This is a genomic window from Vibrio sp. Y176, from assembly GCF_033438945.1.
Genome location: NZ_JAWOQS010000002.1, coordinates 711919 through 734919, shown reverse-complemented (window position 1 = coordinate 734919; position 23001 = coordinate 711919). Strand labels below are relative to the sequence as shown.

Here is a 23001-nt window from a genome sequence, read left to right as displayed (position 1 = left end):
ACATTCATTACATCGATAACTTGTTTATGATAGCGGTTGATATAAAGCACTATTCATTGGCTTTAAACCTAAGCGTTACATTTCGTTTAGGAACACATAACTATGACAACGGAGTTGGTCGTGAAAAAACTACTATTGGCTACAGCAGTGGTCGCAGCAGCAGGGGGCGCTGGCTACCTGTACCAAAACAATACTACCGCAAGTGATGCAGGCTCACTGTTAACGCAAGTTCCTGCAGATTCACTTATGGTGACGTATCAGACTGAACCTTTTAACCATTATAAATACATGAACGCATTCGGTACGGCGAACCAAGGCTCGATTGCAGAACTTTTTGCCGATGAACCACTGTCTCCACAACAGCAGTTTGCAGTTAATTTATTCGATGGATACCTAGAGAGTGCTGCATCGCCAGAAACATTAAAAGCTTATTTGGGCACCGGGGAAAACATTAATCCTGTGTTGTACACAATTGGTATGGTACCGGTGTACAAAGTGGATATTGAAGACCCTGCCGCGTTATGGAAAACACTGGATCATGAAGAGCAGATGAGCGGCGCTAAGCATGAGTTGGTTAAGCTTGGTGAAGTCGAGTATCGTCGTTACGAGATGACTGATTCAATTGACCCGCAGGACGGTATTGGCTTGGTTGTAGCCGTGGTTGATAACGTGCTTACGTTAACGGTTGATGTTCCGCAACTGGGCGTTCAAAACCCGATTAAAATGGCATTAGGGCTTGAAGCACCAAGTCAAAATATTGCTGAGAGTGGACGTCTTGAGGCGTTGCAAGCCAAATACGGTGAAAACAACAACTCTTTTGGTTACTTTGATCATCGCGAAGTGATTAAAGGTTTGACGACGAAAGATGGCAATATGTTTGCTCGTCAAATCAGCACGTTGGATGCAATAGATCCTGAACCAACTATTGAGGAAATGCGTTCACCAGCCTGCCATACTGAGCTTACTCAAGTTGCAGAAAACTGGCCTCAGTCCGTCGCGTTTGCAGAATACAAGATGAAAGGCGATCAGGCGTTCATTAAAGGTTCTTTTGTTGTTGAGTCCAACAATAAAGTGATTCTAGATGCGCTCAAGTCGATTCGTGGTGTATTGGCAGAGTCTAAAAGTGATAAGAGTTTCTTTAGTATGGCGCTTGGTTTAGACATCAATACGCTAGCGCCATCGATTGGTCAGATCTGGGCTGACTTGACTCAGCCTCAATACCAATGCTCTTTATTGACACAAATGCAGCAAGAGATGGGCGGCCAGAATCCAGCAGCCGCTGTAAGCATGGGGTCAGGCATGGTTAACGGCCTTAAAGGGTTAAGCCTGCAAATGTTTGATATCAAAGTAGATACTAATGCTCAGCATGGTGAAGTATTTAGCCAGCTAGATGGTATGTTGTCTCTTTCTGCCAATGATCCAATGATGCTTATTCAAACTGCGCAAATGTTCGTTCCTGAACTTGCTCAATTGCAAATTCAACCGGATAACCAACCTGTTAATGTCAGTGACCTATTAGAAATGCATACAGGCATGAAGGTGGACGTGTTTGCTCGTCTAAACGAAAACCATTTCACCCTTTACAGTGGTGATAGTGCTGCGGAAGCAAGCAAAGAAGTGATGGCGCAATCACTTTCTCCAAATGGCTTGTTCAGCTTTGATTTTGATTCAGAGCGTATTTTGGAAGTGTTAGAGAGTGCGTCGTCAATCACTGGGGAGCCGGTTCCGGATGATGTTGTCAAAAGCTTACAAGGCGAGCTTGTTGGTGGTATGACGATGGACGTGACAGACCAAGGTATTGGTTTTGAGTTTGATTACCGTGGTGCAACTAAACCTGTAACGGTTGCACAGCAGTAACACGTTGAGTAGAAAAGGCGGCGCAATGCCGCCTTTTGTTATTATGTACCGTATTAAAAAGCGAGTGGGAAGAGCGACGCTTACTCATCTATTTGAGGATGAGAGTATTGCTGATATTCAGGTAACTCTTTTCTTAAATTACTAAATGTCGCCCATGCACTTTCTTTTGAGAGTTTGTTGAGCAGCCAGTTTGGCAATAGACCTCCGGGGTCAGCAAACGCCTTGTATTCCACGAGTGTTGTATCGTTTGTGAGTTTTTGTAACTCCCAAGTCGCATCAACCGAGCGAATTCGAACATAACCATTTTGTTCAGCAAGATATGAGTCAGGTGCGCTTTTGATTTCTATCGTGAATCCCAGCTCATCGACCCAGTACTTTGAGTAGGTGACCATATCCCGATTTTTGGCAGGCCATGGTGCTTTAAACTGGGTGTAAACGATGTTCTCGGTGGCCGATATCTGATTTAAAACCCGGCTATGACTGGCATTGTCAATCCAGTTCGGGATATTGTCACTGTCTTCCAGTAGCGTTAAAAATGCACCATAGCTGGTGGGTGTGAACATCCGGGCACGGATCTCAACTAAACCGTCACTATGTTCTCGGGAGTAAATTGTGATTCCATCCTTGTCACTCTCGAACTGCCAGTTTTCGTTGGCGCTCGCATCAGTGCCAGCGGATATAAATGTGGCGAGTGTTAAGGCGCCCATTCTTAAATGCAACATCATGTTAGTATCCGCCAACTTTTCCTAAATTTAAGTTTATACGATTTGTCGTAACTATAAGGACAATAGTATGTTTTTTGTTATCGTTCTGAAGGTTGCTCTGCACTGAAGCCACGTTGAATGTTGGTGAAGGTAAGCGATGCAAATATTACGATAACGATCGCTAGATGCCATGCTTGACTCAATCCAAGCTGCACCAGAGTTAAGCTGACCAATGAGGAGACGACCATTTGTCCACCACCAGACATTGCGGCTGCGGCACCTGCTTGCTTTTTATAAGGTTGCATTACCATCGCTTGTGCACAAGGTAGGGCAATACCATTACCCAAGATCATTAATAGCTGTCCTAGCATCAGAAATAGAGGCTCAACGGGACAGAAAAATAGCCATATTGCGGCAGTAAGGTGAAGAAATGGGGTGCAAAGCAGCATTTTTTTATTGCCAATAATTGGCCTTACTCGGTTACAAATCGTGGTACCACATAACATACCCAAAGCGGGAATGAGCGCCCACATCGCGTATTGAGCGGAGGTCATGCCAATTTGATCTTGCATGATAAATGGCATCACAGAGACTGTCGTAATCATTAAGCTGAAGTTTAACCAACTGATACTGGCGAAACTCATAAAGTAACGAGACGTAAGTAAGCTCTTGTATTGGAGTAACATTTTTCGGGGTGACGGAATGACAGAACGTTTTGTGATGGTTTCTGTGAACTTAAAGGCGATGATTACCCAGGCCAGCGAGACATAGCCCAATAGAGAAATAAACACCATACTCCAACCGAAGTGGAAGTTGATAAAGCCGCCAATCACAGGTGCAATAAGTGGCGTGATTGAAGCCGCCATAGCGATGTAAGACATTGCCACTGGGAGTTCATCCCCGCTAAATCTATCTCGAGTCGACGCCCTCGCGAGTACCGCGCAGCATCCTGTACCTAACCCTTGTAAAAAGCGCCCCATCACCATCCCTGTAAATGTGTCACTGAAGAAAATAATCATCAGCAGACCAGACATCGCGATGAGTAAACCGGTAAGTAATACTCTTTTTCGTCCTAAAGCATCTGACACTGGCCCGTAGATAAATTGAGAGGGGCCAAAGCCGAGCAAATAAATACTCACAAGTAGTTGAGCTTGGTCGAGGGAGATGGAAAAGTCTTTTGCTATCCATGGCAAAGAGGGCATAACTAGCCCCATGCTCAACTGGCCAACGCTAATAATAAGACAGGCGAGTATTATAGTATGAAAGTTGATTGGGCGACTCATGACTGGTCTCCATTCAAACAACCTTTTTGGCGTCGTGAGCTTAAGCCGCCTTCGTCATCCACTCCATTTAGCTTTGCTTTGACCCGCTTCACAGTGGATAGACTGACTTCGCATTGCTCTGCTACGTTTTGCAATGTGTAGCCTTCTAGCAGTAACGTTGCGATCTGTTGGTGTTTGGTTTTGTTTGCGGGGCGGCCGCGAAACTTCTGTTTCCATAATTCTGGCTGCTCTTTAATGGCCTGTCGCCCTTGCTCTGCGGCAAACAGGCGATGTTCAGTCTGCACTTTCCCATATCCAGATAACACTGTGAGTAGTGTTTGAGTTTGAACAGAACCTGGCTCAAAAGTTATTGATTCACATACGGTTTTCAATGTTACCCCTTTATCGAGTAGCATTTTTATCGTGTTCAATGCTTGACTAAAGTCGCGACCAAATGCGGTCAGCCACCAGAGCACAATCGTATCCCCAGCTCTGACGGAATCGAGCAGTCGTAAGAATGCCTCTCTCTCGGTTGGAGGCATGCAACCACGAACCTTATCCTCAAAATGCTGAGCTTCGGGCGCAAAAGCTTTTAGAGTATTAAGGTGCTCTTGGTAAGCTCGATTTTTTGGCGAATAGCGAGTGTAAAGATACGTGGTCATAAGGATTATGAGCCTTTTTTGTTTGGTTCATATAGTGTAATGGCTCATAAATATACATGGGTTCATTAATGCTTACAACACTAAATGAGCCGTTTGGGAGTCAGAGGCAAATAAAAAAGCCAACCGAATGGCTGGCTATAGCTATTTAAGCTTTTGTTGTCTGGCGCTCGATTAACTTCACTGGCACCATCATTTTTACTAGGCTGCCGTTTTTCGTATTAATTTGATCAACAATGATCTTCACGCACTCGCGAGCGAGGCGACGGAAATCCTGGCGGAACGTGGTTAATTGATAGCTTAACCATTCTGTCTGAGGAATATTATCAAAACCAATGACTTGTAAGTCCTGAGGAATGCTCAACCCGCATTCTATACGGGCGATATCCATGACCGCCATCGCAAGGTTATCGGTTGCACAGAACACTGCTTCAGGCCGATTTTTGTCTGCCAGTATGGCACGGACTTTATCAAGTGAGCTCGCGTAGTCATAGCTGGCTTCAATGATGCGTGGCGTCTTGCCGGTTAGGTCTTCAAATTCAGTGCAGAAGCCGCTTTGGCGTTCGTCATTCGTAAAGGTTGGCACTTCTCCCGTCAAATAAACCGCGTTCTTCACGCCACTTTTGTGCAGAAGTTGCGCGGCTTGTTGGCCTGCTTCGTAGTTGTCACTGATAACGTAGCTACTCCTAGTACCTTCAACAACTCGTGCGTATTGAACAATTGGGATATTAAACTCTTCACATTCTTCATAAAGGGACTTATTGAAGGTTGCGGAAGCAGCAATGACACCATCGACGCGATACTGGAAGATATTTGGGATTGAGTGGCCCTCTTCTTCATCCACTTGCCATGGAATCAATACGGCAGAATAACCTTTTTTCTGTAACTCACTGGAAATTAATTGCAGTGTTTTCATATGGATAGGGTAATCCGCATCAGGAAACACCAAACCTATCAATTTCGATTCGTTTGTGGTCAGGCTACGTGCAAAGGCGTTAGGGCGGTAGTTAAGGGCTTTAGCCGCTTCAAAGACTTTTTGCTTGGTCTTTTCGGATACTGAGCTACCCGGAACAAACACGCGCGATACAGTAGATTGAGAGACGCCTGCCATCTTTGCCACATCTTTTGATGTGACTACGTGTTTAATTGATTTCATGAATAAAACTTAGTTGCCAGTAATTGAGGTCATAAGACTAGCATAAATAGGTACGTATTCATAAATGTTCTGACGGGGTATCCTAAGTAGAATAATGGCTTTGGAGTGTTAAAAAGCAAAATGTGGGTTAACCCATTTGGTTTGCTTTGAGCTAGCACTAGATTTAGTGCGTAGATACTGTCCGTTTGTTGGACGTACAGTATCTACGTAAAGAACATTAATTTGCTTGTTTGACTGCAACTTTACGTTTCGGGGAGAGGAGTGAATACCCCATGTATCCGATGCAAGCGGTAGCGACAAGAATAGAGCAGCCACGCATAAAGTTAATCAGCATAGGAGCGTTGTCGGTAAACGCGTTGATCCCCCAAAGCATCACGAGAGAGAACACAAACATAACAAGTAGGCCATAACACGGGGCGTCGATTTTACCGGGAACGACATACCACCCATCTTCCTTGATTGGTTTATTTAGACGAGCATATTCCGCTTGCTGGCCTTTCACTGTGTAAAGATGCATTTCATCTTGTTTACCCGTCAGGAGAAGGCTAGCAATGTAAGCGACAACGGCATTCACAAGGACGCCAATCACGCAATACCAAGGCCACGCAATATCGGTCGCAACGGCTACATACCAAATCACCAAGAAGCTAGCAGCAACGCCAATTAACAAGCCTTTTTCCGTAATGTGTTTTGAGTAGAAACCAAGGACGAACATACAGAAGCTCGCACCGACAAAGTAAGAGCCTGCCTTACTCAGCACTTCCAGTACCGAGCCTGTACTGGTGGCAAACATGATCGCTGGAATGATGACCAAAATCGCCCACGCCACCGTGAAGAAACGCGATACCTTTAAGTAATGCTCTTCCGACTCGTTTTGCTTGTAGAAGCGTTTGTAAAAGTCAGCCACAGAAACGGTCGCCATTGAGTTAAAGGCGGAATCGAGACTCGACATACTTGCCGCCAGAATCGCAGCGGCAATGATGCCCATCAAGCCTGGCATTCCATATTCACTCGCATAATGAAGAATGATGGTGTTGCCGTTTTCAAACTCTTTACCGTCGTAATAAGCGTTGAACAGTACGCCAAGCAAGATAAAGACAAAGTAAATAAAGAAGGCCACGTAGCCCATCATCAACATTGCCTTTTTCGCATCGCCCATGCTTTTAGCGGCCATACAACGTTGTACCATCATCTGGTTACCGCCATACACGGTGGTGTGGAACATCGTCATTGCGATAACGCCAGCCCATACCGTCGTTACTTGGCTTAGGTTAAAACTTGTCTGTAGGGCATCGGTCATTCCTTTTGCTTTGAGTTCTGCCATGACCTCCGTCATTGGAGCAGGCATGCCATTCCAAACGGCTTCAATGATGATGAATGCGCCAATAAATAAGATTACTGCTTGAATCACATCGGTCCAAATGACAGCCGCGATACCGCCCATTACGGTGTAGATAAGGGCAATTGCAGTGACGATCATGATGCAGTACATCACGTCGATACCAGTAATGAACTCTAAAATCATTGCTGTCGCGTAGAGTACGGCTGCCGAGCTCAATGCTTGTTTGATAAGGAAGATAAACGACAAAGTCAGTCGTGAAGCCTTACCGAAGCGTCGTTCTTGATACTCGTAGATGGAGGTTAAACCGTTGTTGTAGAAAAACGGCATAAACACAGCCACGATGAAGAAGATCACCAGCGGATAATTGAGGTGAATCGCGATAACCGACAGGCCTTCTTTGTAAGACCAAGCTGGCCCACCAAGGAAAGACATGGCACTCACGTAAGTACAAACGACAGAAATACCGATCGCCCACCAAGGGATGCTCTTATCACCCAAAGCGAATTGGCTAGCTGAAGTTACTCGCTTACCAATCACCGCACCCAATACTAGCGTTAGGGCTATGTATCCACCAAGGATGCTCCAGTTAAGTGCGCCAAACTCATGCATAATTAGGTCCTTCTAACTGTTCTTTCATTTGTGCAAACACGTCATAGCCAAGTTGCAGCAGGATATGAACGATGTCGATCGCCACCCAGTTTTCCTTCAGTAAATCGCCTTCGCGTCGCCAAATGTCCATAACGCGAAGTTCGATGTGTTTTCCTGTCGGGGCGAGACCGAGCCAGCCACTGTGACCAGTGTGAGTACCATGCATATGTGGCCAACCACCTGTGGATACGTAGTCATTTTTGGCCAAAAAATTGACCTCAATATCGACACTTCGATCTGGGAACGCAAACACAAATGGCGCTTGGTGGTGGTTACGGAAACCTTTGACACCGCGCGTCGTGCCAATACCTGCTGGGCCGTACCACATGAAGTCATTGTGCCAGTAGTTTTCTAAATCCATCGAGAAAAGATCTTTGCCATCAAAACGACCCAAGCAAGACAGCATATCTTCAACCAGCTGGGCGCTCTTTTCACTTTCTTCCAAAGACACAACAGATTGTTGAATACCGTTAGAAGTTGCAGGAGAAGGAACCAAGCCATCGTGACCTAAGCTTTTACGAAGAGGGTTGCAGCCTGCTTGATTCATCGCGTCGATGAAGTCTGGGATCATGTAAGATTCGGTGATTTGGTCGTTCTCCACACACACCATTTCGGTGTAACGCAAGTAGAGTGTTTTCCCTGTTGCTGGTATGCCAAATAGTGGTTGTTCAAATGTACCGATAAAGTAGCCGGTAGAGTTGTACCAAGTGCGGCCTTCGTATTCGCCGTGCATCACAATTATTGGTCGGCGCTCGGCGTCAGGCAAAGCATTAACAAGTGGTGAGAGGAAAGATTCGTGGGTTGCATCTGGGCCATTAAGATCGTTCACAGGGTGCGCCACGCACCATTTTACGTCAGGGTTCAAAGCTTGCAGAGCGGCCTGTTTTTGCTCGATGTCTGCGGCTTTGAAGTAGTTCTGGTAGAACTGTTCGATGATGTTGAGTGACATGTTGCTTCCTTACTGTCTGTGATTTTAATAAATAGTGTTTAGTCAGCCGTTAGCCTTGTTGTAGCAGGATTTGCTTCCAGATTGCGGTCTCGTCAAACAAAGTGAATTCGCGACGAAGACCCCAAGGGCCAAACTCAGCGTGGCTGATCCCCATGATGTAAACCTCTTTTCCTGAAGGCTTACCAAACATCCCATATCCCTCATGCTTACCGTGCAAAGACCATCGAATTGCAGCGCGTGGTGACATCATGTCGTCATCCCGGCCAATACGATGGTGAACGGTAAATTGAGCATTTGGGAAAGACGCACGAAGTGCCATCCAAAAATGATCGACTTCCGAGTGTGATAGGGCATTTTGACCGCCAGTGTATTCGCCGATGCAAGCGCGGTCGTACTCTTTCGGTACTATAGAGAACTCGGCATTCATAAGGCTTCTGAGAATTGCTTCATAGCGCTGACCATATTCGTTGTCGTTGCCTACGCCCAAATAAGGTCCAGGAATGTCGACTTCAGGTGTGAACGGAAATGGGCTTGATTCCACGCCACCTTCAAATTCGATTTGTTGGCGTGCAAACTCTTCTGACGTCATACCCAGTTGTTTCGCGATATCGGCTTGATCGCGAACCAACCATTCGTCATTGATTTGGTTATTAATAGCGTGGCAATCTGCGATAATACGGAAACGAAGTTTGCGGTTCGAGGCTTGCCCGTAGAAGCCGTTGCCACTGTGTGTTGCAGTAGAGATGATTCGATGAGAAGAAAGCATGCCTTGCTCTGGGGTGCCTGACCAAATGACGTCTTCGCCATATAGCGTGCGATCGGGAAACTCGGCCAGTGTCGCCATTGTTGCACTGATCACCCCTTCGTTTCCTTGAACGATAGAGAGTGGAGTACGCACAACAATGTCGGGAGAGTAGTAGTGTTCTAAGGTGTTTAAACCTCGGTCTTCCCAAATCTCTTTTGTGATACCAAGAATGTAGTCGGGAAAATCACGCCACTTTTCATCGAAGCCAACCATGGCCATAAATCACCTCCGTAATTGAATAATTATGTTTTGATTACGTATTCAAAATATATCATGTTGCCATTTTGTCAACGGATTGTTTTTCGATTGTTTAAATAGCGTGCTGATGATCAGATTTTTAACAATTGAGCGGAAAATAAACTAAAAAAGTACAGGAGAGATGGAAGCTATCTCTTATCGAGACGTGTTAATAAGAAAGGAGGTCAAAGTTTTTTGTATGAATTTCCTAATATCTTATTGTTTTTTAATCGCTTAATTTATTTTTATCTGTTTGAATGGAAACAAATGATTAAGCCAAAACTGATAATCATGCAGATCAAGGCACCCAAATAGACTTTATCGCTAATATTCAGCTATTTTGGTGTCAATTATCCTTATATCTTTCAAATTTTCCTTTTGCATACGAATGCTTAAAGGCTTTTTTATTAAATCGGAAGTAAATAACGAATAAGCCACTAGAAAGGTGTTTATCTAGTGGCTATAACAGTCATAAGCGTTCTTTGAGTGTAACTATCAGGATAAAAGCGCAGGCAACGATAGCGAGATGGCAGGGATGAAGGTAATCAACATCAACGCCACTATCATTGCACCAATCCAACCCATGATGGCTTTAGAGAGCGACTCTATCGGTACTTTGCCTACCTGACTTGCCATAAACAGGTTGGCTCCCAGAGGAGGCGTAACAAAGCCAATGGCCAAGTTCACGATCATCACGATACCAAAATGAACGGGGTCCATGCCGAGTGCTGACGTTATGGGTAGCAGAATTGGCGTGAGAATAACAATGGCCGCCAGCGTTTCCATAAAGGTACCAACAAGCAACAACAGAACATTGATGCAAAGCAGTATCAGCAGTTTGTTTTCGGTAATCGATAGAATGAACTGGGCAATCTCGGTCGGTAGACGTTCTAGGGTCAATATGCGGCCAAACGTCACGGACGCACCCACAATGACGAGTACTGCGCCAACTAACAGTGACGACTCTAGAATGATTTTCACCACTTGCGCAGGTTTGAGCTCTTTATAAACAAACATGCCAAAGAATAAGCCATAGAGAACTCCGATGGCGGCTGATTCGGTAGGCGTGAAGATACCAGAATAGATACCACCGAGAATGATAACGGGGAGTAGCATTGCCCAGCTGGCTTCTTTTAGCGCAGCAAGACGCTCTGCCCAGGTCGCTTTGCGCTCGTTACCTGTGTAGCCCCGCATTTTTGAGACAATTAGACAATAGCCGATCAATACCATACCGACGACCAAGCCAGGAATGATGCCCGCCATGAACATCTTAGTTACCGATACTTCAGCTGTGATCGCGTAGACGATCATCACCACAGAGGGTGGAATAATGACGCCAATTCCGCCGGAGGAAGCGATTAAAGCACCTGCAAAGCTGCGGTCGTAGCCTTTCTTCACCATCGAGGGAATCATCGTCAGGCCGATAGCGGCAACAGTGGCAGACCCTGTACCAGAGATGGAAGCGAAGAACATACACGCCACAATGGCCACGATGCCAAGCCCGCCAGTAAAGTGGCCAAAGAAGACCTCCGCCACATGCAATAATCGTTTTGAGATCCCTCCTTGGCTCATAAGGTTACCTGCTAAGGTAAAAAGAACGACGGCGAGGAGAGGGAAAGAGTCGAGCCCTGTTACCATTCCTTGGACTAAAAACTCGATGTTAAGAAACGGCAGACTGAGTATCGCGACCATACTGGCTGCCGCCAGAGCAATACCGACCGGAACGCCAATGAGCAGAAGCAGACCAAAGCTGCCAAACAAAAGTGCAGACGTCATGCGTTAAACTCCAATAGTCGGTTAGAAGTACGGTACTTTGCTTTGATATGGCGATAGCGTTGTCGAGAAAAGCGAACTCGTTCATTGCTGGTGGAGCACGCGTTCACACGTTGATAAATGCTTGTCACTAGGCGCGCGCAGCTTAATAGTGCGCAAACTAAAACAGAGGCATACAAACACGCAATAGGAATTTCCATTGCGGGTGCAATCTGACCGAGTTGCAGGCTGCGGTTTATAACCTTAAATCCAAACCAGGCGACAGTGGCACTAAAGGCAAGGTAGATAAGATCAGAGACAATCAAACTGAATTGCGTCCAATTGCCCGGAAGTTTATCGATGAACACACGAATGCGGATGTGTCGATCATCTCGGATACAGTAGCTGATGCTCAGGTACATCGCCCATACGAATAAATAACGAGCCAGCTCTTCAGCCCACGCGATCGTTGCATCGAACAGGCGTAGGGCGATTTGCAAGCACAGTAAAGTTGTCATCGTTGAGATCGCGATAACGATAAGGGTTGGTTCTAGGTATTTGTCTAGTAAGCGAAACCACTTCATGTTCACCTCCAAAACGAGAAAGCACGACCTGTTGCCAGATCGTGCAAAAGAGTGGGAGTTATAGGCGTTCTATCTCGGCCATCACGTTGTCAAACAAGTCTTTACCCGTTTTACTGCGCAAGTCCTGGTACACGGCCGCATTCATTTTCTCTTTCATGATGCTGCGTACCTCGTCTGGGACGATGTTAACCGTCATGCCTTTTGCTTCGAGCTCTTTGATTACTTCTTGGTTTTGCTGCGCGGCGAGCTCACGCTGTTTTGCGATGGTTTCTTTGCTTACTTCACTGATCAGCGCTTGTTGTGCGGCCGGCAGTGAATCCCAAAACGATTTGTTCATGAACAACACGTAGTTGGTGTATATATGGTTAGTTAAAGAGAGGTACTTTTGTGCCTCGTAAAAACGTTCGGCATAAATAGAGTAGATAGCACTTTCTTGAGCGTTAATCAGGCCTTGTTGTAACGAGGTGAAAATTTCTCCCCAAGACAGAGGTGTTGGCGCAGTACCAATAGATTTCCACGCGCTTATTTGAGTGGGGTTAGATGCCGAGCGAATCTTTAGCCCTTCCAGGTCCTCAATACTATCAATTGGCTGTTTGTTGTTGGTCACGCTACGAAAGCCGACCTCCATAAAGCCAAGTCCATGAAAGCCTTTTGATTCCATAGCATTCAACAATGGTTGTCCGATCTTCTCACTGTCGAGCGCTTTGTGTGCTTGCTCTTCGCTATCAAAAAGGTAGAACACGTCGAGCACGTTAAACTCTGGGACGTAGGGAGAGAGTAAAACTGACGCACCAAACGTCATTTGTAAGTTGCCTTGCTGTACGAGTTCAGTCGTCTCACGCACATCGCCTAGTTGTCTCGCCGGATAGATTTCAACTTCTATCTCACCGTTTGAGCGAGCTTCCACTTCTTGTTCGAAATAGAGCATTGCTTTGTGTACGGGAGAGGTTTCTTGACTGTCATGAGCAAGACGAATAACACTGGTTGCAAACGTATTCATACTGCTAAATGCAAGCCCCAGTGCGGTAAGTGAAGTAAGGATTACTTTCTTCATCGTTCTTCCTTTTTTCTGGTATGACCTGCCATTGGCATTCGTCGGCAAGTCACACAACTTTTTATGTTTTTATAAATTAGTTGAGCAATTCATATCCATTTTGCATACGAATCCAAAATAAAACATTAAAGTAACAAGTCAATAACAAGATTGATGAATTGATGAGGAATTAAATAACGATTGGTGAAAATTTAATCGTGATCACAGAAAATGCCTTACTCGAAAGCAAGGCATTTTGTTTATGAAGAATGAATAAAAATGGATTTATTAAATGGTGCTACTACGTTCGATCAAGGTGCCTTGCTCGAAAAGGTATTCGCCAGTTGCATCCAGGTTGCCGTTGATTCGATTCATCAAATCTTCAACCGCTCGTTTAACAATTTTGTCGACTGGTTGAGCAATGGTGGTCAAATCATAGCTCGGCCATGCAGACATCGGAATGTTATCTACACCCATCACAGAGAAGTCTTGGGGGATCTTTGCTCCGGCTTGTCGCAAGCCATCCATCACACCCATGGCGAGGATGTCGTTTGCACAAAAAATTGCATCGGGTTTGCTAGTGTGCGACAAGATCGCTTTCGCCGCTTCTAAGCCTGCTTCAAAGCTGTACTTGGCTTGGATAAAGGTTGGTGACGGGGAGCCGAGTTCTTGCAATTTTGAAGAGAAACCCAGCCAACGCTCTTCACTGGTCATGGAGCCAGCATCGCCACTGATATAAGCACACTGTTTTGCGCCTTTCTGCGTTAAATACTCGGCTGCTTGTTGGCCCGCCAATCGGTTATCAATACCAGAGCTATTGGCATTAATACCCTCGGCGTAGCGGTTAATCAAGCTTAAATGAACGCCAAACTTTTCGCATTGGGCAAACGCGCGTGAGGTTAAACGGCTGGTGGCGATAACGAGTCCGTCCACTTGGTATTCAATGGCGCGTGAAATGGCGAGATCGAGGTCGTCCTTGTCGATAGGGCAAAGCACAACTTGTCCGCCTCGCTTTTGAATTTCGACAGCCAAAGCACGAGATTGCATGTCGTACATTGGGTTTGATTCGCTATCTAACGCAATCGCCACTAAGCCTGAACGATTCGAAATCAGACCTCGGGCGATGGCATTCGGTGTGTATCCGAGCTTAGCTGCGGCATCCATCACCATTTTGCGTTTCTTCTCGCTAATACTCGCAGTCGGGCTGAATGCTCTAGATACCGTCGATTGAGAGACGCCGAGCATCTTCGCGACGTCGATCGAAGTTACTTTCGCTTTAATGGTGATACTCCTTATTTAAGGCCATTGAACCTTCTCATACGTGCTGAGTGTATGGGCTAGGGGATTTCTGTGTCTAGAGCATTACATTGATAAGGCGTAAATATCAGAGAAAACTCAAGAATTCATCACATTTCTCTCTTGCTTGAAGCCATCAATGATCATTTTGTGTTCAGAGCCAACACAAAAGAAGCTAACGCCGAGTTCACGCCATTCCCGAGCTTGTTGAGCCGTCGCGACAAACATGCCAACAGGTTTATTGGCGGCTCTGGCCGCTTCGATTACTCGCATACTTGCTTGTGCGACTTTCTCATCATGAACGCTATCAGCACCATAAGCGACAGTGAGATCAACTTGGCCAATGAAGAGCGCATCAATTCCTTCAACATTGGCAATCGCTTCAACATTTTCAACCCCTTGAGGGTCTTCAATTTGTGCAATGACAATCGTATTCGCACGGCTGTCTTTTAAGTGTTCAACCATGGGCTTAGTGGCGTATTGCGCTGCTCGACTGGAACCAGCATACCCTCGGCCACCTTCTCCGTAATGGCAGATTTTCGCCAGTTGCGTCGCTTGCTCAGCAGTACAAACATGGGGAATTTGTACACCCGCCGCGCCACAGTCAAGCGCGTTCAAAATGGTTGAAGGGGCGCTGTCTTGTACTCGTACCACGCACGCGAGGTCATTCGCTCTGGCCGCCATGATGCACAGATCAAGCGAGGAGCGATCGAAAGGTGCGTGCTCTGCATCCAGTACCACAAAAGGCAACTCTGCCAGTGCCAATACTTCGATAATGTGAGGGTGAGGGGTTTTAACAAATGTACCTAATATCGTTTCTTGATTCAGACGTTGTTTAAAATTGCTCATGATTCTCTCCTTTGCAAAGGTATGCAAAAACTAACATGTGGAAATGTAAATGATGAGTAAAAATGATGTGATCTAAAACTCATTTTTGATTAAAAATTAAACTTAATTAAGGTCCTTATTACTTGCTTTTATTTGTTTAAACTAATAAATACAAAGGCTTAAGGAGTGTTTTTGTGGTTTGTTGACTTAACTTGTCAAATGTTAATTAAGTGTTTAATCTGATTTTGCATTCGTATCCAAAAGCATAAAAATAACCGTTCGTCAGCCTCAATGTTCAAGGAGAAACCCAATGGCACGCATTTTAAAAAACGGAATCACTGAAGAAGCATCAGCATCAAACGACGCAAAAGTGCGTCAGATTGTTGAAAACATTCTTGCTGATATTGAATCGAAAGGTGATAGCGCTGTACGTGAGTTGTCTGAAAAGTTTGATAACTGGTCGCCGGAGCAATTCCGCCTGTCAGAAGAGCAAATCCAAGCCTGTGTGGATGCGCTTGATGAATCGACTCGTCATGATATCGAGTTCGCTCAGCAACAAGTTCGAAACTTTGCTCAAATTCAACGTGACTCAATGAAAGACGTCGAAGTAGAAACCATGCCTGGTGTGGTACTGGGGCATAAAAATATTCCAGTAAACAGCGTGGGTTGTTACATCCCTGGTGGAAAATACCCATTGGTTGCATCCGCTCACATGAGTGTACTGACGGCGAAAGTCGCGGGCGTAAAACGTGTTATTGCTTGTGCGCCTCCGTTTAACGGCCAGCCGAACGTCGCGATTGTCGCTGCGATGGCAATGGCGGGTGCGGATGAAATCTACTGCTTCGGTGGTGTTCAGGCGGTAGGTGCAATGGCTCTTGGTACAGAGACTATTGCGCCAGTCGATATGATTGTAGGGCCGGGTAACGCATTTGTGGCAGAGGCAAAACGTCAGTTGTTTGGTCGCGTTGGTATCGATTTGTTTGCAGGGCCAACGGAAACCTTGGTCATTGCTGATGAGAAAGGCTGTGACCCGGAATTGGCAGCGGCAGACTTGCTTGGTCAGGCTGAGCATGGTTACAACTCTCCCGCTGTATTGTTGACCAATAGCGAAACATTTGCGCAACAGACCATCAAAGAAATTGAACGTCAGTTAACCATTCTTCCAACGGCTGAAGTCGCGGGTAAAGCGTGGGCAGATTACGGACAAGTGATTGTGTGTGATAGCTACGAAGAAATGGTGGAAGTGGCAGACGATATTGCGTCTGAACACGTTCAAGTTATGACCGAAGATCCTAAATACTTCCTAGATAACATGACCAACTACGGTGCCTTGTTCCTAGGTCGTGAAACCAACGTTTCTTACGGCGATAAATGTATTGGTACCAACCATACACTGCCAACGAAGAAAGCGGCGCGATACACCGGTGGTCTTTGGGTAGGTAAATTTATCAAGACCTGTACTTACCAGCGTGTAACGGAAGCTGCGTCGCTAAAAGTCGGTGAGTACTGCTCTCGCTTGTGTGCACTCGAAGGTTTTGCTGGCCACAAAGAGCAAGCGGATATTCGTGTGCGCCGTTACAAAGGCAAAGTAGAAGAGGCGTAATATGTCGAAACTTGCCTTAGTCACAGGCGGCAGTGGCGGACTGGGTGCCGCCATTTGTCGCAAGCTGGCTCAATCTGGATATCGCGTAATTCTGACTTACAACAGTAATCAGAAAGCGGCCGAGGATGTGCTTTCTTCGCTGCCACGTAACGAGCATCTAGCATTCAAACTGAACGTGGCAGATTCTAGTGCGATTGAACAGCTTAAACATCAAGTCAGTGAAATAAGCGACAAGCTGGATCTGTTGGTCAACTGTGCGGGGATGACGAAATTCGTCGCGCACTCTGATTTGCAAAGCTTAGATGATCAACTGTTTGACCAAATTTTCCAAGTGAACGTCCGTGCGCCTTTTGCCATGGTTCGAGCGTTTGAGCCTTGGCTTAAGCAAGCCAATGGTTGTGTGGTGAACATTACTTCTATCGCGGCACAGACTGCGATGGGGAGCAACATTGCTTACTGTGCAAGTAAATCTGCCGCGGAGAACATGACCCGTTCTTTAGCTCGCGCTCTGTCTCCCGAGGTTCGCGTTTTGGCTGTTGCTCCAGGGCTTGTCGACACTGAGTTTGTCAAAGGCTTGGATGACGCATGGCGTAATCAACAAGAACAATCCACACCGCTTAAGCGTTTAGCCAATGATGAAGAAGTCGCTCAAGCCGTGTACGCCGCAGCAGAAGTTTTGACCTTCTCGACAGGCAATACCATCGCGGTTGATGGTGGGCGACCTTTAGGTCTGTAACACACTTTCGGTCTGTAACTAACTTTAGGCTTGTAACTAACAATTCAAAGGCTAGGTCCAAACAAGGACAACAAGGATTTACAATGACTCTACAATCTAAAATGAATAATAACCTGGTCCGCTACATGGAACTGATTCCGGGTACGAGTGCGTTTATTGATGCGCGCACGCCAGGCAGTGATCTCAAAGATAACTTTTGTATTATCGGTGCAGGGGTGGCAGAGAGCAGTCGTCAGCATGTTCATATTCGCGATACGGCGGGCTTTAATATTGGTGCTGCAGGCCAACCGCCGGGCATCAAAAATTCGTTACATTCTCATCGCACCGCTGAGCTTTTCTTGGTGTTCAAAGGTCAGTTCCGTTTTTATTGGGGGAACGATGGAGAGCATGAGGCGGTGTTGTCTCACGGTGACGTCATCTCGATTCCAACCAATCTCTTCCGTGGATTTGAAGTGGTTGGCCGCGATTACGGCTTTATGTTCTCGGTACTTGGCGGCGACGATTCAGGTGGCGGCGTTATTTGGCATCCAAACGTTATTAAAGACAGTCAAGGTTATGGTTTATACCTCAAAGCCGATGGCACACTCGTGGACACCATTAATGGCGACCCGGTGCCACAAGAATCAGAATTGATGCCGCTGCTTACCGAAGAAGAGCTCGCGACCTTCGATACCTACACCGCAGAAGAGATGATGCCATTTGTCGCTCTGCAAAAAGATTATCGTGAAATCAAAGGCGATTTCAGCGGAAGCAACGTGAAACAATACGCCTTAACGGGTCACCCTTTGGCGAGCTATGACTTCCAAGTAAAGAGTGAAGATGAAGTGAGCATCATGGCTTATGAGCTTTCTGAAGGTGGCTCGATTCCTCAACACTGCCGAGAAGAAAAACAAGTACTTATCAACTTTGATGGCGATACTGAAGTGGTCCTCACGCATCAAGGCGAACAAGCGAGTGTTGTTTTAACGCGCGGTGATGTGTTGAATGTTCCAGAAGGTGCGTCTTATTCACTGACGAACTTGCGTGGTAATAGTTTGACGTATTGTATTCTTGGGTCTGATCAACCAAAGCCGCTTGCAGGAGAATAAAATGACGCAACCCACCTCGTTAGTTTGGCTACCCGGACTACTTTGTGATGGCACATTGTTTGAGGATATTAACCGAGCGTTGCCAAGTTGGGTTGAGCCTTCATGCCCGACGCTGGCTTCATTGCCGTCAATGGAACAGCTGGCGCAGAGAGTGTTGCAAGACGCACCGCAGGAGTTTGTCTTGGGTGGCTTATCAATGGGTGGGATTCTTGCCTTTGAGGTGTACCGTCAAGCGCCAAACAGAGTCAAAGGCTTGATCCTCATGGATACCAATGCAGCAGATGAAAAGCCAGAGGTGACACAAAAGCGTGATGCACTGGTTAATCAGGCATTAAATGGTGAGTTTGAACGCATTACGCCTGACACTCTGATGCCTGTGCTGATTCATCCAAGCCGTTTGCAAGACAAAGCGTTAACTGAGCGTATAGAAGGCATGGCGGTCAATGTAGGTTTGGAGGCATTTGAAGCACATGCTAAAGCGTTAGCAACTCGCCCGGATGCTCGACCTTTATTGGCGGACATTCAAGCTCCTACGTTGGTGATAACAGGTAAAGAAGATAAGCTTTGTCCGCTAGACAATCATCTGCTCATGGAGAGATGCATCCCAAACGTCACGCTTCATGTTATCCCTGAGTGTGGGCATCTATCTACGCTTGAGCAGCCTTTAATTATTAGTGAAGTGATGACTACTTGGCTTCAAGATAACTTTGCTTTGTGTTGATAAGAACTTCATCACTCACCACCTTAAGGCTACTTGGGTATAGGTGGTGAGCGATGAGTATTATCAGAAGTAGTAGCGAATACCTGCCGCGAATTGATCATCACGGTTTTCGAATTTGCTGCCATCGTACTGATCTTTACCTAGGTCGAACTGGTATTCAGTCCAAACTAGGAATTTGTTCTTCTGGAAGTGGTATTCAAGACCAGGGATCAGCAAGTTACGCTCATAACCTTGTGTCTCGTCACCGCGATCTTCCATGTAGTTGTAGTTCAACGTTGGGCGTAGGCCGTTGTCGAAGTGGTAGTAAGTGTAGATTTCGCCACCTAGGGTATCGAACATTACGTCCGTACCGCCTTGGCTTACCGCTTCCCAGTTTTCGCCAACGTGGAAAGTCGCACCCGCGTAGAAGCCACCGTTGCTGTAGTTTGCGCCCAATAGCATGATGCGCATGTTGTCGCCGTTTTCTACGCCAACCACGCTTGCGTCTAGATCCGCAACTTCATTTTGATGGTAAGCCGCACCAAGTGTTACGCCATCAACGGGTTTGTAAGTGATAGACGCACCCATGCCGTTTTTCAGTGAGGCTGTCGCATTGCTTGCTAGAGCAACATCTTCACGCGTGGTTTGGTAAGTAAAGCCGTAGCTCACTTTGTCATTAATTGAATTACGGTACGTAATTGAGTTTTCTGCACGACCTGCACCTGATGCGATACCCCAGTCAGCTAGGTTGTAAACACCTGAGCCACGAGTACCGAATACACGACCTAAATCGGTGTACCATGCTACGTCGTAGAAGGTAGACCACTGCTTAGTACCCGCAGCAATCTTGCCGTATTTTTCGTGATCAACACCTGCGTATAGCAAGCGGTCGTAAATGTTGTCGCCGTTCGCGCCAGAGTTGTAGCCCCATTCCGCGTGACCGAAACCAGTCCAGCCGTTATCCAGACCCATTTGGCCTTTCAAACCGAAACGTGAGCTGCCGCTATTCCATTCGCCGTTGTCATCACCGCCACGGTCTTGGTAGCGAAGATCGAAACGGCCATCGATGGTTAAGCTGTCACCAGCGTCATTAACAAAAGTGTGTGCAGCAAAGGCTGAGCTAGAAGTAAGCGCTGCTAAAATCACTGCAGAAAGGGTCGACTTTTTCATCATCAATCTCATTATTCAGGGCGCAGAAAGCCACCGTGCGTTCATGCCCGTTGTGAATAAGGGTTCTATCTTGAGGTTGTGCCCCATCCTTGAGGCACGAGTTGGGAGCATGTCGCCTGAACCGAGAGGGGATTCAGGCAACATAAAGGCGGTTTGACAATCCGCCCCTAGGACTTCTTATAGAGAAGGGTTTAGGATCTGTTGAGTACGCTCGAACACGTCTAGACCTTGCTGTTTTAGCCAGTAAGGAAGGTCGATCAGTACCCAGTTCTCAGATAGCTTGTCGCCATCACGGTAGTAAACGTCAACCACTTGCATGTCTGCACGTACTTCACCACCTGTCATACCTAGGAAACCACCGATTGGCGTGTTAGATAGGTTTGGCCAGCCGAAGAAACAAGAGAAGTTACCTTCTGCGAAACGACATACGTGGCCATTAAACTTCTTGTCTTTCAGGTTGTTACGGAACGGCAATTGGTGCTGCTGTTGGTAACGAGGAATTGTGTAAGACGCACCGATACCACATGGACCGTACCAGATCATGTCTTTAGACCAGCTCTTCTCAAGAACTTCTGGTGGGCAACCCATAGCGCCACTGTCGTTTAGTGCAGATAGGTCATCAACCATCTTGTTCACTAGTGCTAGTGTTGCTACGCCTTCTTCTGGTGCTGCGTCTTCGAACAGTAGACCATCGTGGTTACGAGGACCAGGGTATACGAAGTGCTTACCTGTTGATGGTGGTAGTGGGTAACAACCCGCTTGGTCCATTGCACCTAGAAGGTCTAGGAATAGGCCAGTCTTAGTGATCTTGCCGTTTTCAACACAGTTAAATTCTGCGTAGCGGATGTTCATGATTTTGCCAGTTGGGCGCATGCCTAGGTATTCAGCGTCGAATAGACCCATGAAGTGACCCATGCTCATTACCCAGATTTCACCTGATGTTACTTCGTTCTCACCACCGATGAAGATGTCTTGACGACGCTGCATGCGAGTCATTGATTTCATCAAAGGAGCCCAGAAAACGTCAGCCGCTGCTTGAGCGCCTTGTTGCTCACGGAATGGGTAAACACCACGCCATAGGTAATCTTCTGAAGTGTGTGCTTTTAGTACTTCTGCCACGTTCTCGTGAGTTGCGTTTTCCATTGCGCTGAAGTATTCACGTACAACGCGTTTCGCTTCTTGATATTTAGACATAATAAACTCTCTTATTTGCTGTCGAGTCGGCTTTGGGAACAGGACTCGAAATTAAGTTTTTTCATCCGGCCGGGGAGCCAGCCGGAGTTTTTGAAATTCAGTTACGCTTTTGCTGCTTCGGCTTTTTTGCTCTTATCGAACACGCCGCCTTTTAGTGTCTCTGGCAGTGATAGCCATAGAAGACCAGCAAGGATCCATACGATTGGTGAACCCCACATTGCGGTTTGTAGGTCGGTACGTTCTTGGATGAAGATAAGTACCATTGGTGCCCACATACCGAGGATACGACCGCCGTGGAATAGCGCTGCGCCGTAGCTACGTAGGTGTGCTGGGAACAGTTCTGAGAAGTAACCACCCCATACCGCTGAAGAAGACAGGCCGAAGTTGTAAATCAAACCAAGTAGAGCCAGCATGTTTAGGCCGCCAATCACCATGTCGCCAGGTGCAACAAAGAAGATTGAAACCATGATGCCCGCTAGGATGAAGCCAAATGCGTTCACCTTACGACCGAATTTGTCAGCTACCCAACCCCAGAACCAAGCACCAAACAGTGAACCAAATGCTGAGATAGAGAAGATGAGACCGATAGTTGCACCGTCGAACATACGTACATCACGTAGGTAAGTGGTTACGAAGCCACCAAAGAATTGGAAACCATAGAAGTTAAGGCCAGCCAGTAATAGACAGGTTAGTGTGATCTTACGGTAGGGCTTGCTTAGCATTTCTCCCCAAGAGCCTTTTTTCGCTGGTGCGTCTGATTCTTCCGCTTTTGCTTGCTCTTCTTCACCGTAAGCGATCACTTTGCTGTCGCTAGGTAGTACAAAGATCATGACAACAGCGGCTGCCAATGGTGGGATACCACCAACAAGCATTAGGCTTTCCCATGGTGCATCGATGCTTGCAATAAACGCTGCATACGCACCCATTACCATCAGTGCAACAGAGAACATAGAAGACGCGAATGCCGTCAACTTACCACGTACCGTTGGCGTAAATAGGCCGATCATCAGGCTTACTGCCACGGTGAAGTAACCACCCAGTGACAAACCAATGATGAAACGCATTGCTGCCCATGTTGTGTAGTCGGTGAACATCATATTGATGATCGTTGCGCCACCGTTTAGGGCTGTGATGGTAATAAGAGTGGATTTCTTACCAAATTTTGTTGCGAACCAAGCACAGCTCAATGCACCGATAAGTGCACCAACCGACTGCCATGTATAGAACTGGGCAGTGTCTGACAGGCTAATACCATCATACGCTTCGACGATGTATGGGCGTACGTAGTCAATAATTACAAAGTTATAACAATAGAAAAAGTAACCAACCAGTATCGCTAGATAGGCAGCTACCCTTTGAATCATAGGAACTTCGCTCATGTGTCTTTTGGCATTCATG

20 protein-coding genes are annotated in these 23001 nt (G+C 46.4%); 5 read left to right on the top strand and 15 right to left on the bottom strand.

Features of this window, described 5'->3' with window-relative positions; all coding sequences use genetic code 11:
• The first annotated feature begins 102 nt into the window (after nucleotides 1-102).
• Complete coding sequence (locus R7O13_RS07440) at nucleotides 103-1857, top strand: hypothetical protein (protein WP_196297851.1); 1755 nt, start codon at nucleotides 103-105, stop codon at nucleotides 1855-1857.
• An 80-nt stretch (nucleotides 1858-1937) separates the two neighbouring features.
• Here the strand turns inward: R7O13_RS07440 and R7O13_RS07435 are convergent, their stop codons facing one another.
• From R7O13_RS07435 to R7O13_RS07380, 12 genes are all read right to left on the bottom strand, one after another.
• Entirely contained in the window at nucleotides 1938-2582 is a 645-nt protein-coding gene (locus R7O13_RS07435) for an START domain-containing protein (protein WP_318303431.1), read from the bottom strand.
• 77 nt (nucleotides 2583-2659) lie between these two features.
• Nucleotides 2660-3844, bottom strand: a complete 1185-nt coding sequence (locus tag R7O13_RS07430; RefSeq protein WP_137282972.1) for a multidrug effflux MFS transporter — start codon at nucleotides 3842-3844, stop codon at nucleotides 2660-2662.
• On the bottom strand, nucleotides 3841-4485 hold the full coding sequence (locus R7O13_RS07425; RefSeq protein ID WP_017634492.1) for a recombinase family protein: 645 nt from the start codon (nucleotides 4483-4485) through the stop codon (nucleotides 3841-3843). The genes R7O13_RS07430 and R7O13_RS07425 overlap by 4 nt, the downstream gene beginning before the upstream one ends.
• A 145-nt stretch (nucleotides 4486-4630) precedes the next feature.
• Nucleotides 4631-5638, bottom strand: a complete 1008-nt coding sequence (locus tag R7O13_RS07420; protein ID WP_318303430.1) for a LacI family DNA-binding transcriptional regulator — start codon at nucleotides 5636-5638, stop codon at nucleotides 4631-4633.
• Between the two features lie 217 nt (nucleotides 5639-5855).
• Complete coding sequence (locus R7O13_RS07415; RefSeq protein ID WP_085569427.1) at nucleotides 5856-7589, bottom strand: sodium:solute symporter family transporter; 1734 nt, start codon at nucleotides 7587-7589, stop codon at nucleotides 5856-5858.
• Entirely contained in the window at nucleotides 7582-8577 is a 996-nt protein-coding gene (locus tag R7O13_RS07410; RefSeq protein WP_213962297.1) for an ester cyclase, read from the bottom strand. Before R7O13_RS07410 ends, R7O13_RS07415 begins: the two co-directional genes overlap by 8 nt.
• Nucleotides 8578-8626: 49 nt before the next feature.
• Nucleotides 8627-9601, bottom strand: coding sequence for an ester cyclase (locus R7O13_RS07405; protein WP_054574863.1), 975 nt, complete (start codon nucleotides 9599-9601; stop codon nucleotides 8627-8629).
• 513 nt (nucleotides 9602-10114) lie between these two features.
• Complete coding sequence (locus R7O13_RS07400) at nucleotides 10115-11395, bottom strand: TRAP transporter large permease (protein ID WP_047102426.1); 1281 nt, start codon at nucleotides 11393-11395, stop codon at nucleotides 10115-10117.
• A complete protein-coding gene (locus R7O13_RS07395) occupies nucleotides 11392-11955 on the bottom strand; it encodes a TRAP transporter small permease (RefSeq protein ID WP_025768663.1) in 564 nt (187 codons plus the stop codon). Before R7O13_RS07395 ends, R7O13_RS07400 begins: the two co-directional genes overlap by 4 nt.
• A gap of 58 nt (nucleotides 11956-12013) precedes the next feature.
• Complete coding sequence (locus tag R7O13_RS07390) at nucleotides 12014-13009, bottom strand: TRAP transporter substrate-binding protein (protein WP_318303429.1); 996 nt, start codon at nucleotides 13007-13009, stop codon at nucleotides 12014-12016.
• A gap of 267 nt (nucleotides 13010-13276) precedes the next feature.
• A complete protein-coding gene (locus R7O13_RS07385) occupies nucleotides 13277-14233 on the bottom strand; it encodes a LacI family DNA-binding transcriptional regulator (protein WP_025768661.1) in 957 nt (318 codons plus the stop codon).
• 150 nt (nucleotides 14234-14383) lie between these two features.
• Entirely contained in the window at nucleotides 14384-15133 is a 750-nt protein-coding gene (locus R7O13_RS07380) for an HpcH/HpaI aldolase family protein (RefSeq protein ID WP_053307977.1), read from the bottom strand.
• 289 nt (nucleotides 15134-15422) lie between these two features.
• Between R7O13_RS07380 and hisD the strand changes: the two genes are divergently transcribed.
• The 4 genes from hisD to R7O13_RS07360 all read left to right on the top strand — a co-directional run bounded on the left by hisD (nucleotide 15423) and on the right by R7O13_RS07360 (nucleotide 19260).
• On the top strand, nucleotides 15423-16715 hold the full coding sequence (gene hisD, locus R7O13_RS07375) for a histidinol dehydrogenase (RefSeq protein ID WP_225455610.1): 1293 nt from the start codon (nucleotides 15423-15425) through the stop codon (nucleotides 16713-16715).
• Between the two features lies 1 nt (nucleotide 16716).
• A complete protein-coding gene (locus R7O13_RS07370) occupies nucleotides 16717-17451 on the top strand; it encodes an SDR family NAD(P)-dependent oxidoreductase (RefSeq protein ID WP_151515261.1) in 735 nt (244 codons plus the stop codon).
• Between the two features lie 83 nt (nucleotides 17452-17534).
• Nucleotides 17535-18539: a cupin domain-containing protein gene (locus R7O13_RS07365; RefSeq protein ID WP_151515262.1), complete on the top strand. Its 1005-nt coding sequence runs from the start codon at nucleotides 17535-17537 to the stop codon at nucleotides 18537-18539.
• Nucleotide 18540: 1 nt separating this feature from the next.
• Nucleotides 18541-19260, top strand: coding sequence for an alpha/beta fold hydrolase (locus R7O13_RS07360; protein ID WP_151515263.1), 720 nt, complete (start codon nucleotides 18541-18543; stop codon nucleotides 19258-19260).
• A 63-nt stretch (nucleotides 19261-19323) separates the two neighbouring features.
• Here R7O13_RS07360 and R7O13_RS07355 read toward each other — a convergent pair whose 3' ends face one another.
• The 3 genes from R7O13_RS07355 to R7O13_RS07345 all read right to left on the bottom strand — a co-directional run bounded on the left by R7O13_RS07355 (nucleotide 19324) and on the right by R7O13_RS07345 (nucleotide 23000).
• Nucleotides 19324-20409, bottom strand: coding sequence for a porin (locus R7O13_RS07355; RefSeq protein ID WP_039974032.1), 1086 nt, complete (start codon nucleotides 20407-20409; stop codon nucleotides 19324-19326).
• A gap of 177 nt (nucleotides 20410-20586) precedes the next feature.
• On the bottom strand, nucleotides 20587-21603 hold the full coding sequence (locus R7O13_RS07350) for a nuclear transport factor 2 family protein (protein ID WP_005374772.1): 1017 nt from the start codon (nucleotides 21601-21603) through the stop codon (nucleotides 20587-20589).
• 101 nt (nucleotides 21604-21704) lie between these two features.
• Nucleotides 21705-23000, bottom strand: coding sequence for an MFS transporter (locus R7O13_RS07345; RefSeq protein ID WP_005374774.1), 1296 nt, complete (start codon nucleotides 22998-23000; stop codon nucleotides 21705-21707).
• Nucleotide 23001 lies beyond the last annotated feature (1 nt).